Raw genomic sequence first — 12,728 nt, forward strand, 5'->3', positions numbered from 1 at the left:
GCCAATTTTTATGAGTCATGCATGGGACGCATCAACTCACCGATCGGACTGGATGGGTTTCGGATCGGTTCCGAGTACTCTCGTCAAGATGTCGCACATCTGGGCGGATTGCCTGTTCCAACGGAAATTTATGGCACTGCCTGGGCCGACGGCATCCTAGAACTCGAGAACGCTGTGTTGCTGTTCGTAACACTCGAGAAGGAAGGGGAAGCCGACTACCTCGACGTTTTCGACGGCACCGACTTCTACTGGGAAAGCCAGAATAGGAACAGTCAAAGCTCCCCGATCATCCGCAGGATCTCAGGCGGTTCGCCCACCTATCTGTTCGCGCGGATGAGGGCAAAGTTTCGCGGCGCCTCCAATGCGGTCCCATTCATCTACTGCGGCAAGCTCGACTTCGTGGCGATGGACGGGGAGCACCCTGTTACGTGCCTGTTCGATGCGGTCGACATTGGAACCGGTCATAGCGACAGCCTGGCTGAGATCCTGCAGTGGCGTCCTAGCGTCTCCCCAACCGAGTTCTCTGCGCGCCAGCTGCGACTGAAGGGTGACGGAAAGATTCTGCCGCCAGCAAACACAAAGTCCTTCGCTACTCCTACGCCCGCTGTGGCGAGTGGCCCGTTGATCTGGGAAGTCGTGCTCACCGATGGCGCCATACGCAACGGCTACATCTCAGTTGACCCCAGTTGGTCAGGCTTCGATGCAGCCATGCTGGGCCTTCCAGACGTAGCGTCAGGAAGAGAAGCTACCTTTACGTTCCCGAATGGCTATCAGATCACCTCCGATTTGCGGCCCAATGGACCAGGCTCAGCTCGCATCCGCGCACGTGTTGCGCCCGCGTTTAGGCGCCTTGGGGTAACAGCGGGCGATTCGCTGCTCATCATTCAAGAGACAAACGGGCAGTATCGAATTGAGGCACGCAAGGGCAGCCGAGACACGTTTGAGCTCGGCTACGTACGTCTGCGCGAACGCTTCCTCGCACGATTCCCCGGATTCACCGGCTTCTCTAAAGATCAGCGCTTGTTGCGGGAAACCAGCTACAAGCGGCAGTTGGTAGAGCAGTACCCCGCGATCATGCGTCCGGCGCTCAGGAGCGGACAGCCAGAGGAAATTTGGTCTGCGCTGCTCAAGCTGCTTAAGGTTCGCGTTGGCGTAGAGAACGTGCAACCTCAGAACATTGTTGGTTGGCGAATTGTCGCGCAATTGGCCGAGTTGCCAGAGGACGATCGAGTAGCGCTGGGTAGGGCGGTCCTCTCACTGCTTAGGAGGCGGGACGACAACGTTGCACTTGAGGCCTTCAATGAGTCCTTGTACAAGCTGAGCGCACCGCTACAGCCTGCCGGCCAACGGTCGCTTTCAAGCCTTCTGCTTACTCTAAAAGATCCGACTCGCTACTTTTTCATCAAGACCGGCCAGATGCGCCGTGCCTTGGGTCTGCTCGACCCGACCTTCGACTTCCGCAAGGGCGGCATGACCGTCGAAGAATGGGAGCGCATTCGTGCGCTCTCGAGCCGCCTCGCCGATCGACTGTCAGATGACGGCTGGCCGCCCTCAGACATGATCGACGTTCAGTCCTTCCTCTGGGTGGCCATCGCCTATGAGCAGGGCGACGGTGCAGAGGCTGAGGAGCAAGAAGATGAAGCTGTGGAACAGGATGACGATATGCAGGTGATGCACGCTCCCTCCAACACCATCCTCTATGGCCCACCCGGTACCGGCAAGACCTATGGTGTGGTGGATAAGGCTCTGGAGATCCTCGATCCGGAGTTGCTGGCCGCCATCAAGGGTCAGGGGGCTGGTGCGCGAGCCGTGCTCAAGCAACGCTTCGATGCGCTGCATGAAGAAGGACGCATCCGCTTCGTCACCTTCCACCAGAGCTTCGCTTATGAGGACTTCGTGGAGGGCCTGAAGGCTCGTGCAGGTGCAAGCGGTGCGCTCGAGTATGGCGTTGAGAACGGTGTCTTCCTCGAGCTTTGCATCGATGCGCAGCACAGCGACCTGCCATACGTACTCATCATCGACGAGATTAATCGGGGAAACATCGCCCGCATCTTCGGCGAGCTCATTACCCTCATTGAGCCCAGCAAGCGGCAGGGGATGGATGAAGCGTTGTCCGTTCGCTTGCCGTACTCCAAGCAAGATTTTGCGGTGCCAGCCAACTTGCACATCATTGGCACAATGAATACTGCGGACCGCTCGCTGGCTGCGATGGACGTAGCACTGCGCCGACGCTTCCGGTTCATCGAAATGCCGCCCCAGCCGGAGCTGCTTGATTGGGACGTCGACGGTATTCGCATGGGTGAACTGTTAAGCACCCTAAACAGTCGCATCGAAGTTCTGCTCGGCCGGGATCACCTCATCGGCCATGCGTACTTGATGGGCGCCAAAGATCTGCCTGGGCTGGCTGAGGCGTTCCGCCTGCGCATTCTGCCGTTGCTGCAGGAGTACTTCTTCGAAGACTGGCGTCGTATCGCTTGGGTGCTGAACGATGATGCTAAGCCGCAGGGTGAGCGCTTCTTGCGCCAGCGCGAGCTGCAGTTGAACCGCCTGTTTGCCCCGGAGGCACAGCTCGCACCTGACACCGCCAATTGGTATATCCATGAGTCAGCGTTCGAGCAGGCAGCCAGTTACAGGGGAATTCTCGTCGGCCAGGCAGACTGACCGATGGCTGTGCTGACTGTGCGCGAGTATGCGCGGATCGGCGTTTCAGAAGGCGGTCCGCAGCAGGAGGGGCTGGATGCCGCCTTCTTCCCGCAGGCGTCCTTTGACTGGCTCTGTGGTGAGTTCGAGCGCTTGCGCGCGGGCGGAGCGGCGCTCATGCAGCGCGATGGCGCACGCTGGCTGCGTCTGGACCAGTATGTAGGTGTAGTGGAATGTCCCGACGGCACCACATTGGAGGTGCTGCCGAAGCACGTTGCACATGTAGATGATGCGCTCGGCGCGAGGCGGTTGCTGCGCCGCATGCTATGCACCGTGCTAGACATCTCACCGAGGGAAGGTAGTCCTGCCGACGTGACTCTATTCGATACGCCATTAAATGAATGGGTCATGGGGCGATTCATCGGCGCGCTGGATGAACTACTAAAGCGCGGACTTCGCTTCGACTACACACGGGTCCGCGAGGAGCAGTTGTTCCTGCGTGGTCGCTTGGATATTTCGCGTCAGCTCCGTCAGTCGCCCACTCGTGCCCACGTCTTCAACATCGAGCACGATGTGTTTAGCGAGGACAGGCCTGAGAACCGGCTACTGCGCGTCGCCCTGGATCGCGTGTGTGCACGTACGCGCAACGCGGGAACCTGGAGACTTGCCCAGGAGTTGTCTACGCGTATGGCCAGCGTGCCACGAAGTACCCAGGTGGCTAACGATCTGCGCGCTTGGGGCAGCGACCGGCTGATGGCCCACTATCGTGAAGTCCGTCCGCTATGCGAGCTGATCTTGTCGGGCCAGAGCCCCTTGGCATTGGCGGGCGATTGGCGCAGCCCAAGCATGATGTTCCCCATGGAGCGGCTGTTTGAGCGCTACGTGGGCGCTTGCCTAGCGCGCCAGTTCGCGCCGGAGTGGCGGGTTGGCGGTGCAGCGTCGGAGTACCTGTGCAGCCATGGCGGGGCAAGCTGGTTCAATCTGATTCCAGATTTTCTGCTGCGACGAGGCGATGAGCTCCGCGTACTTGATACGAAGTGGAAGGTGCTGGATGCGACGGCCAGCGATGCGCGTGAGAAGTATGGGCTCAAACAATCCGACTTCTACCAGATGTTTGCCTACGGGCAGCGCTACCTGGGTGGAGCAGGGCAGTTGGCGCTGGTCTATCCGCAGCACGCGGGATTCACGCAGCCCCTTCCCGCATTTGATTTCAGCGCCGAACTACAGCTTTGGGTGTTGCCCTTTGATTTAGAGCGTGGATTGCTGGTGACGCCGGAACACTGGCGGCCGAATGGCAACATCCCTCCTCAAGTGAACCCACCCGCTGCGCATAGCAGCGAGCTCAGTAGCTGGGTTCCCTGAACTATCGGAGCCGGCCGCTCATGCACACGTGCTACTCCCGCACGTGCAACCGCTCACTCACCTGCGCAGTCAACGCCACACAAGCCATCTTCAACCCCTCCATCACCCGATCCCCCAGGTACTCCTCGGGCGCGCCGTTCTGCCGAGTCCGCTCCGCAGCCAGCATCAGCTCCGCCACCACGCGCAGCCCCGCCAGCGCGCAATCTGCATCTGCCAACTGAAGGCAGCGCCCAGGCAGTTGATGCCGCTCCGGCCACGGCTGGCCATCCGCCGCCGCACCGGTGCCGATGCGGTGCAGCGTGGCGACGAAGGAGTTTGGATCGGGTGAGGGTTCGCGCTCGGTCACGGCGTTGTCCGGATCGTAGTGCGCGTGCAGGGAACGGAAGTCCGATGTGTTCATGGCAATGCTCCGTACAGGACAGATAGCAGCGCCACCGATAAAGGTGGCGGACGGTGCGGGCTCGAAAACCGGTGAATACCCAAGCCGGCGGGCCCGAAGGCCCCCACGCACCGCCCGCCATGGAACGCGAACGGATTGCCAGCCGGCGCCATCCGAAGATGACGCCGACTGGCAAGCGTAAAGCACTGGGTATTCAGACGGGTTTTCGAGTCCCGCGCCACCCTTTTCCGGTGGCACGCCAAGAGATACCCGTACAGCTACCAAATGCCAAGAAACTGCAGAACCGGCGATTGCCAGTCCTGACGCTTTCGGCATTGTCGCACACGGTGTTAAGCCGGCAAGCGATTGCGCCGCAACGGTCTTGGAGGGCTTGGCGTTATTGGCCCCAAGTGCAGAACTGCTCGCAGTCTGGGCCATGGCGTAGGGCCAATCGCGACAGATTGAACCAGCGGTTCAGCCGGGCGGCGCCTCGGCCGGAGGCACGAAGCTCAAACGCACCCGAACCCGCGCATGCCGCGCGACGCCCTCAACCACGACCGGTTCGAAGCGCCACTGGTCCACTGCGGTAAAGGCCGCACGATCAAGCTCCCGCAGTCCGCTGGACCGCACCACCATCACGTTGGAAACCTGGCCCAGCTCATCCAGCTGAGCAACCAACAGCACCGCCATGGGCATCTGCAGCAAGGTATCGGGCGGGGTGGCAGGGGCCGTTGAATACACAACGGCAGGCGCCTGCTGCAGCTCGAAGGTGGGGTTGTCACCGCGCTCTACGAACACTTCAGTGGAAACCTGCGGGTCTGCCGCCATGGCCATGGCAGGTGTAGCGCCCAGCAGCATCAGAACGAGGTTCAGTGCCAGGGTGGTGTTCAAACGGGGCATACGTGGTTTCCATTCCGGTGCGCTGCCAGCATAGCGGCCATCCTCTGGCATGGCTTGCCTTGAATGCCGGCGCGCCGGACGGCTGCACGGTTCACACTGGCATGCCAGGCCGTGGCCACAGCGCATCGTCGCGCTCCAGGTCGTAGTCGTTGCCGAACGCCAGTGCGGCCTCGTGCGGAGGCAGATCTGCGTAGCAACCCAGCAGGTACTCATCCATGCCGGCATCGCGATGGTCGATGGCGAACAGGTGGAGGAGCTCGTTGTCGAAGGCTTCCAGCCATGTGGGGTCGATTCTGATCATGGGCATCCTCCAGTGAGAAGAGGAGTGTGGCTGCGATGGGTCTCACACGGCGGGACGCGCCGTCGGCGGTCCGAAAAATTTGATTGTGGTCCGATTGCGTACCAATGCATGCCAGAGTAAAAGAGGACCGTAGTTACCCATCGCAACACCCATAGGAAAGGAGACCCATGGCTGCCATCGAAGACAATGACGCGCTGTTCGATTCTCAGTTGATCATCGGTCCCACGATCGTTGCGGGAAGCAACCTGCTTCGCCATCTGCAGGCGGCGGGTGAGTTCGACATCAACTCTGCAAACAATTGGCTGTACCTGCCCATTGAGCAGGCGTTCGCAGATGAGCTGGGATGCTCGCGCTATGTGCAGGAGCCGATTGATGCCTACTCACAGGGCATGTTGCGGCAGTTGGCTACCATCGAGGCCTCGCCGGACGGGCAAGGGGCGCTTGAAGGCGACCTAGGTTCTATCGTTCGGGCAGTGGAGGCCGTGAGGGTGCTGCAGGACACGGTGAAGGTGGCGCTGATCAATGGGGATCTGGTGTTGGCCTAGCGGAGCTGAAGCTGGGGAGTGCCAGCTCTTGGAGCTTCGGTGCGTTGGGAACGTACGACAGCTATGTCACGCAGGGCAACGTGCGGCAGCGTGGCGCCAGCTTTCACTTAAATGAAAGGAGGTCACTTTCCTCTCCTTCAGGTTGGCTCTAGGCTAGCAATTAGGATTTTGTAAGGGATGAATATCATGGAGCAAATGGAGTCAACTCAGCCCAGACATGGGGAATTCTTCCTCTTGATGCCGGATACCACGCGAGGGGGAAAGGGGCACGGGGTAGTGTTCGAGAATATGAAGAAACTTCGCACACCTCCACGGTTGATCCTGCGTCCTGAAGGGGGGGGATTTCCACCTTTGGCAGAGAAACCACTGTTGGTTCACTCGCCCAAGAAGGGGGGGCTTCCGGAAGATCTTGAAGGAGGAATGAGCGGTTACTGGCTCGTCTCGGAGCGCTTGCGCAACGCGTTCGTCTCTGTCGATCCCAACGGATTCGAGTTTGCGGAGAGCGAATACCGCCTCGCCAATGGATCTGAAGGGCCGCGCTACTTCCTCTGCGATGTGACCCGAGTGATCGATGCGGTCGATGAAGCTGCGTCAAAGCTCCGCATTGTTCGCGACGAGGGCTATCCCGGAGGCAAGTTTTACGACCTCAGGGGTGGGAGTTCCTTGGCGTTCCGAAAGGATGTCATCAGCCAGGCGCACATATTCAGAACGCCTTACTCAGGGAACCTGGTTTTCTGTGACAGCGCTTTGCGCGATGCGGTTCTGGCCGCCGGCATCGGTGGTAGGGGCGAGTCGCGAGGACTATCGTTTACGGACGCAGCTGATATCTGAGTCCGCTGATTGAACTCAAGGAAGAGGTCGCTCTATGCCGCGCAACAGTCCGATTCTTCAGAAGCACCATGTGCTTGAGCAACAAACCTTCAATAACAACGATTTTCTGCAGGCATTGGTGGACGCAGAGCTCGTTGAGAAGGACGTGTTCGAGAACCTGCTCTACATGCCGGCAGACAAGAAGCTCGCTGCTGCCATGGGGGTGTCCCCTCATGGCGGGGGGCCGATCAAGGACTATCAGAACGGAATCACCTTTTCTCTGGAGCTGATCGAGGCATCACCAGACGGCCAAGCTGCGCTTCGCGGTGACGTGGCTGCGATGCAGCGCGTGGCAGCTCAGGTCAACGGCCTTCGCGACACAATGACGATTGGCCTGGTCAATGGTGATCTTTACACGAACGCCCCTCTTGGCATGGATTCAGATGCCATCAGGCCGCGAACGCAGGCATTCTTCGGGAGTGTCGATCACTACGCGCAGGTCCACTCCTTGCAGTACGGTGCGTTGACTGGCATGAGTCCAGACGAGCGAATGCATCTTCTAGTGACCAGGACTGAATCGCGCATTGTGGCTTTGCTGGATGTCCATGATCAGTTCGGCGCCAAGCTGACTAAAGGAAGTGATCTTGAGCTTCAGAAGAACAGCTTGTCGGCGGCAATCTCCGAAGCGCAACAGTCTGGTCGGATTGTCATGTCGGAGCCCGGCATCCTGAAAGTGGAGCGTGTGCTGGGTGAGGAGGCTGCCTATCGCATTCGTGCGCCTCGCTTGCAGCAAGGCGGCATCACCATGGACCTCCTCCTCGGCGAAGCCTCCACCAGCCAACTGATCCGATCCGGCGGCCTGCTCGCCTCTGGCGCCGACGCTGTCATCACCGCCCGTCGCACCTCGCAGCTGCTGGAAGAAGGCAACGGCGCCGCCGCCCAGTCCGAGCTCACCCACGCTCTGGCACGCAACGGCGGTGGCTGGGTCGGTGGCATGGCCACCGCGTCGGTGATCGGCACGTCCAGCTTCGTCCCTGCGGCCATCGTCGCGGGCGATGCGCTGCTGATGAGTAAGGCGTTCGACAAGGGCGCCGATCTGCTCGACAACCGCGCCATTTACCGGCAGACCGACAAGGCCGGCGTCACGTGGCAGTTCAATGGCCTGAACTGGCAGCGCCAGGCGGTCATGGACAGCGCAGGCGACGGCCTGGGCAATCCGGCTGAGCGCAGTGTGGGCGCCAGTTACGAGAAGGCCCGCGAGCTGGGTGCGTACGCCCACGTAAAAGCGGTAGAGCTGGCGCTGGGCAAGGCGCCGCCGCCGCAGGATCCTTTCAGCATCCCGGCGAAGGACGGCGAGGGCCGTCTGGACAATCCCAACTGGTACCGCGATGCGCAGACCGAGCAGTGGACGCGGCAGGTCAAGATTGGCGTGTCCGGCGCTAACGACCGGGGGGTGTACGAGACGCAGACCGCCACCCCCGAACGCGCCAACGAGTTGAATCGTGAGGCGGTGCAGCGCATCGAGAACAACATTGCCAACGGCAAAGCCGCCATTGCCGCCAGCTACCTGGAGACCTACGCCGCTACCCGCGCCAGCGACTTCGTGCCGCTGGTGCCGGAAGCGGTGGAGCAGGCGCGTGCCAGGCCCGACGCCATCCAGGGCTCGGACAACCAGCTTTACCAGCGCGATGACGCAGGACAATGGCACCACGCTGGCCAGATCGCGCAGGGCAATATGGCGCTGGAGTTGGAGCTGACCCGCATCATCCAGCAGCCGTCGCTCGATCAGTTCAACCAGACCATTGCTGCATTGGACGCGCGACCGTTGCCATCTGCGGCGGAAGTGAACCAGAACGAGCTGCGCCACACCTACTACGCTGCGGGCGTCGCGCTGTCACCGGCGTGGGAGCAGGCCATTGCCCTGGCCACGGCACGCACGCGCGAGCAGCACGGCATTACGGGTCCCACGCTGCAGGAACTGGGGCCTGTAGCCGAGGGCAACGCGGGCGCGTCTCGGCCCATCACCCATTACCAGGTGGGTCAGGATGGCGTGGCGCGCGCCTTCGCGACCACCAGCACGCAGGAGCTGCAGGCCGCATGGAATGAGGTGCGCGCGCGTGCCAATGAGCAGGCGCCGTTGCCCGACTCGCCCGAGCTGCGCATTGCTGCGCTGTCGGCGGGTGAGCAGGAGGCGTACCGGCAGGCACTGCAGGAAGCCAATCGGCTGGGTGCTGCGCAGGTAGATGCAGGACAGGCTGCACGAGCAGCCGCGCAGGTGGCACATGGCGACAAGCCATCCGAGCAGGATGGAAACGTGGAAGTGCGGCCTGAAGAGCCGGCGACTGCGCAACCCATCGCGCCTGCGGCGGTTGTGGCAGCGCCGCCCGCGGTAGCGGTCACGCCACCACCTACGCCCGCGGCACAGGACAAGCCCGCGCCTCAACGGCACGCCGAGCAGCGCGATCCGCCGCGGCGTGAGGCGGAGCCGCAACCTCAGCCCCATCCAAACAGCGAAGCGCCCACCGAGAACCGTACCGCCTCACAGACGCCGGAGCCCGCTGGGCCGATGCAGGCGCACCCGGCCGCACCTGAGCGCGCGACGCCACATGTCGCCGCGCCCTTGGATGCGGCAACGCAGATGATGCCCACGCAGCGCACAGAGCAGGCATCGGAGCCGGAGCGGATCGCCCCGGTGCCTGCGGTTGCTCCCACTCCAACGCAGGACATGGCAGTGCAGGAGGTGGAACCGGTGCCCTTCAAGGAGCCGCTGCCTGCTGAGCCTGCGCGCGATCCATGGCCTTTGGAGCAGGAAGCGGCACGACACGTGCCAGAGCCCGAACCGGCTCCATTGGATGAACCCCAGCCTGTCACTGCGGCTGTCACCGTTCCTGCCGAGCCCACGATAGCGCCAAGCCCTGAGCCAGCCGCGCCCGCACCGGATGAGGCATCGGGCCCGAACCTGGCGCTGCACGACCCTACGCAGCCCGGCCACCCCGATCACGCGCTGTATCAGCAGATCCGCGAGGGCGTGGAAGCGCTGGATGCCAAGCACGGCCGCAGCTTCGATGAAGTCAGCGAGCGGATGACGGCCAGCCTTCTGGTACTGGCCAAGGACAACGACCTGGAACGGGTGGACCATGTGCTGGTGAGCAACGCCACGCACGAACACCCGGCCGGGCACACGCTGTTCGTGGTGCAGGGCGAGCCCAGCAATCCGGCGCATCAGCGTGCTGCAATGCCGACCGAGATGGCGGCGCAGACATCAGTTGAAGAGTCACTGCAACAGTTCGACTCTGTCAGCCGTGAAGCGCATCAGCGTGCGCTTGCGAATCAGATGGATCAGCAGCTGGAAGATCAGCGTGTGCAGCACGACATCCAGATTCGTGCGGCCAGCGGGGGATGATCAACGTGTGAGCTGCACTGGGCGACCTGCGAAAAGGACCGAAGATGAAGCCACAAGGAAAGCGCCGGATCTGCATGCTCGCTGGACTGCTCGTTCTTCTGGCTACGGGGTGCCGACCCGAGGCGGCTCGCGACGCAGGCTCGTTCGCAGATGCCCATCGTCCGGATCTGGTGCCGCTTGTGCGCGCCATGCCCACCTCGCCAATGGATGAACCATTGGCGGTGGAATTCGATGTGGATGTTCCCAGCAGGAATTCCTCTCCGACGCTCATGATCGGTATTCGGGTCAATCGTACGGACGACGTCCCGGCACTGGAGGCACTGGTCGATGTTCAGGCATCCGGGCTCCAGGCCAACGTCTCCATGGCGCGCCTGGAATCGGGTGGATGGAAGGACGTGCCGTTGCTCCGGCTGGAGTCGATCATCGGGGAACCTGCCCAGACGATTCCCATCCCCACCGATGGTCGAGTAACCAGCGCGTGGCTGGACGATGCTGACGTACTGGCGCTGCAGAATGCTGGGCTGGAACGACCCGGTGATACCTACGCACAGCTGGCCTTCGCATGGGCACGCAATCCCTCGCCGGGCCGATACCGGGTTGAAGTGCAACTGCATTCGCCCTTGCCGCAGCTTGAGCCGTTCCACCCGGAACTGCTGGTTGCTTACCTGCGCAGGCCCAAGTAGCGAAGCAGTCAGCTTCTTGGATTGCTGGCTGGTTCACACATTCAGCATGCCAGTCGTGGCCCCAACTTTGTCCTCCACCTACCCCCCATCCCACCTATGCCATCATCCGGCCAGGACCGCAGCACCCATCAAGGCTGAACAGGCATGGAGCAGGCAACACGCTACACCGCAACGCTGTACCTGGCCGCCCCCGGCACCCCGCTGAAGAGTGGGGGCACCTCGCCGCGCGGCCATATGTACCTGCAGGTGGCCGCAGGCGACGAGGCCCACAGCTACGGCTTCGCACCGCCGCGCTACGCGCCGGGTGAAGCCCCCACCGGCGTGCAGTACGCGCAGGTGCGTCACGACGATGCCGACGAGCATCTGGACCCGTACTACAGCCGCACCCTGGAAATCACCGAAGAGCATTACGGCTGCCTGCGCGACTTCGCCGAGGAACCGGCCGAGTTCGAATTCGATGTGGATCGCCCGGCCACCATCAACCGCTGCAGCGATTTCGTCTGGGCGGCGCTGCACTACGCCTGCCTGCATCCGCTACCGGCCCCGCTGGACGGAAGCAGCAACCTGGGCGAGTTCGCGGTGCTGTTCAACCTGCCGGAAATCCAGTGCATTGCCGCGCCGTTCCCGGGCAGCGATCTGAATGCCGAAACCCACCACGCGATGCCCGAGCGCGAGGCCGAACATCATCGCCAGGGCGACCGCGCGATCGATGAACCGCCACCGACGCCGATCGAAGTGGCCGGCACGCTGCTGGACCCCTCACATCCGGACCATCGCCTGTTCTCGCAGCTGATCCAGAAAGTGGCCGAACTGGATGCCGCGCACGGCCGCCCGTTCGATGCGGCCAGCCAGCGCATCAGCGCCAGCCTGCTGGTGCTGGCCAAGCAGAACAATCTCTCGCGCGTGGACCACGTGCTGCTCAGCAGGCCGACCCAAAGCAGCCATGCGGCGGAGAGCATCTTCATCGTGCAGGGGGACCGCAACGACCCGGGGCACCGCCGCGCCAGCATCGCCACCGAGGTGGCGGCCAAGACCGATGTGGCCGATTCGCTGCGGTTGAAGGAGCAATGATGCGGCCACTGCGGCGGGGGCTGGTGGTACTGGCGGTGCTGGGCGCGCTGGCGGCATGCCGTGCGTCACCAGCGCCGGAGGTTGCGCCGCCCCTGCTGACGCGCGCACAGGCCGAGGCGCGCACGGTTGTGCCGTTCACGCGGGCCGTGCAGTTGCAGAAGGCCGGTCGGATTGCCGAGGTCACGTTTGATTTGCCGGCGCCCCAGAAGCCGGCCATTCCGATCCTGAACATCGGGTTGCGGCTGCAGGATACCGATGCGCGACGGCTGCTGGATGCTTCGGAGAAGATCACGCTGGGACGGCTGCCAACGCGGCTGCGCCTGGAGCGTATTGATGGCGGTGCACCTGGTCCTGTGCAGCTCTGGCAGCGTACTCGCGATGGACGCGATTCTCAGAAAATCGGGGAGGATGGCGTGGTAACAGACCTGACGACGGGGAGCGTGGACATCAACAGCTTGGCCGAGGCCGGGTTGTACTCTGAAGACGTGCTCTATCGCACGCTGCAGTTGGCGCAGGTCGGAGGCATTGCACCCGGGCGCTACGTTCTGCGGGTCGACCTTGTGGAGGATCGACCCCGGCTGAATGGCCTGAAAGCAGAACTGATCGTTGGCTACCAATCACTAGGAAAGTAGAC

11 protein-coding genes are annotated in these 12,728 nt (G+C 62.3%); 8 read left to right on the forward strand and 3 right to left on the reverse strand.

The window, feature by feature from the left end; all coding sequences use genetic code 11:
- Positions 1 to 21 precede the first annotated feature (21 nt).
- Together AC5P8C_RS13985 and AC5P8C_RS13990 are read left to right on the forward strand one after the other, a co-directional pair.
- Positions 22 to 2,661: an AAA family ATPase gene (locus AC5P8C_RS13985; protein WP_495218953.1), complete on the forward strand. Its 2,640-nt coding sequence runs from the start codon at positions 22 to 24 to the stop codon at positions 2,659 to 2,661.
- A 3-nt stretch (positions 2,662 to 2,664) separates the two neighbouring features.
- Positions 2,665 to 4,002 carry an McrC family protein gene (locus AC5P8C_RS13990; RefSeq protein WP_109814305.1) on the forward strand — a complete coding sequence of 446 codons (1,338 nt, stop codon included), beginning with the start codon at positions 2,665 to 2,667 and terminating at the stop codon, positions 4,000 to 4,002.
- A gap of 31 nt (positions 4,003 to 4,033) precedes the next feature.
- Here AC5P8C_RS13990 and AC5P8C_RS13995 read toward each other — a convergent pair whose 3' ends face one another.
- The 3 genes from AC5P8C_RS13995 to AC5P8C_RS14005 form a co-directional block, all read right to left on the reverse strand.
- Positions 4,034 to 4,402: a hypothetical protein gene (locus tag AC5P8C_RS13995; RefSeq protein ID WP_019660858.1), complete on the reverse strand. Its 369-nt coding sequence runs from the start codon at positions 4,400 to 4,402 to the stop codon at positions 4,034 to 4,036.
- Between the two features lie 453 nt (positions 4,403 to 4,855).
- Positions 4,856 to 5,281, reverse strand: coding sequence for an energy transducer TonB (locus AC5P8C_RS14000; protein ID WP_019660859.1), 426 nt, complete (start codon positions 5,279 to 5,281; stop codon positions 4,856 to 4,858).
- 91 nt (positions 5,282 to 5,372) lie between these two features.
- Positions 5,373 to 5,582, reverse strand: coding sequence for a hypothetical protein (locus tag AC5P8C_RS14005; RefSeq protein ID WP_495218954.1), 210 nt, complete (start codon positions 5,580 to 5,582; stop codon positions 5,373 to 5,375).
- 167 nt (positions 5,583 to 5,749) lie between these two features.
- Here AC5P8C_RS14005 and AC5P8C_RS14010 point away from each other — a divergent pair, with 167 nt between their 5' ends.
- The 6 genes from AC5P8C_RS14010 (at position 5,750) to AC5P8C_RS14035 (ending at position 12,726) form a co-directional block, all read left to right on the forward strand.
- Entirely contained in the window at positions 5,750 to 6,127 is a 378-nt protein-coding gene (locus AC5P8C_RS14010; RefSeq protein WP_019660861.1) for a hypothetical protein, read from the forward strand.
- A 186-nt stretch (positions 6,128 to 6,313) separates the two neighbouring features.
- The gene (locus AC5P8C_RS14015; protein ID WP_080112533.1) at positions 6,314 to 6,958 is read left to right on the forward strand and encodes a DUF1629 domain-containing protein; all 645 of its coding nucleotides are present in this window, start codon (positions 6,314 to 6,316) and stop codon (positions 6,956 to 6,958) included.
- A 34-nt stretch (positions 6,959 to 6,992) separates the two neighbouring features.
- The gene (locus AC5P8C_RS14020) at positions 6,993 to 10,340 is read left to right on the forward strand and encodes an XVIPCD domain-containing protein (RefSeq protein ID WP_495218955.1); all 3,348 of its coding nucleotides are present in this window, start codon (positions 6,993 to 6,995) and stop codon (positions 10,338 to 10,340) included.
- Positions 10,341 to 10,384: 44 nt separating this feature from the next.
- Complete coding sequence (locus tag AC5P8C_RS14025) at positions 10,385 to 11,023, forward strand: hypothetical protein (RefSeq protein WP_495218957.1); 639 nt, start codon at positions 10,385 to 10,387, stop codon at positions 11,021 to 11,023.
- Between the two features lie 144 nt (positions 11,024 to 11,167).
- Positions 11,168 to 12,094, forward strand: a complete 927-nt coding sequence (locus AC5P8C_RS14030; protein WP_495218958.1) for an XVIPCD domain-containing protein — start codon at positions 11,168 to 11,170, stop codon at positions 12,092 to 12,094.
- Positions 12,091 to 12,726 (forward strand): hypothetical protein, encoded by a 636-nt coding sequence (locus AC5P8C_RS14035; RefSeq protein WP_424555993.1) that lies wholly within the window; start codon positions 12,091 to 12,093, stop codon positions 12,724 to 12,726. Before AC5P8C_RS14030 ends, AC5P8C_RS14035 begins: the two co-directional genes overlap by 4 nt.
- Positions 12,727 to 12,728 lie beyond the last annotated feature (2 nt).

The organism is Stenotrophomonas sp. YJH_SMC_46, assembly GCF_059370315.1.

What these genes read in the sequence shown, in the direction of transcription:
- AC5P8C_RS13985 (WP_495218953.1), top strand. Translation starts at nt 22, where the DNA reads ATGGGACGCATCAACTCACCGATCGGACTGGATGGGTTTCGGATCGGT.
- AC5P8C_RS13990 (WP_109814305.1), top strand. Translation starts at nt 2,665, where the DNA reads ATGGCTGTGCTGACTGTGCGCGAGTATGCGCGGATCGGCGTTTCAGAA.
- AC5P8C_RS13995 (WP_019660858.1), bottom strand. Translation starts at nt 4,402, where the DNA reads ATGAACACATCGGACTTCCGTTCCCTGCACGCGCACTACGATCCGGAC.
- AC5P8C_RS14000 (WP_019660859.1), bottom strand. Translation starts at nt 5,281, where the DNA reads ATGCCCCGTTTGAACACCACCCTGGCACTGAACCTCGTTCTGATGCTG.
- AC5P8C_RS14005 (WP_495218954.1), bottom strand. Translation starts at nt 5,582, where the DNA reads ATGATCAGAATCGACCCCACATGGCTGGAAGCCTTCGACAACGAGCTC.
- AC5P8C_RS14010 (WP_019660861.1), top strand. Translation starts at nt 5,750, where the DNA reads ATGGCTGCCATCGAAGACAATGACGCGCTGTTCGATTCTCAGTTGATC.
- AC5P8C_RS14015 (WP_080112533.1), top strand. Translation starts at nt 6,314, where the DNA reads ATGGAGCAAATGGAGTCAACTCAGCCCAGACATGGGGAATTCTTCCTC.
- AC5P8C_RS14020 (WP_495218955.1), top strand. Translation starts at nt 6,993, where the DNA reads ATGCCGCGCAACAGTCCGATTCTTCAGAAGCACCATGTGCTTGAGCAA.
- AC5P8C_RS14025 (WP_495218957.1), top strand. Translation starts at nt 10,385, where the DNA reads ATGAAGCCACAAGGAAAGCGCCGGATCTGCATGCTCGCTGGACTGCTC.
- AC5P8C_RS14030 (WP_495218958.1), top strand. Translation starts at nt 11,168, where the DNA reads ATGGAGCAGGCAACACGCTACACCGCAACGCTGTACCTGGCCGCCCCC.
- AC5P8C_RS14035 (WP_424555993.1), top strand. Translation starts at nt 12,091, where the DNA reads ATGATGCGGCCACTGCGGCGGGGGCTGGTGGTACTGGCGGTGCTGGGC.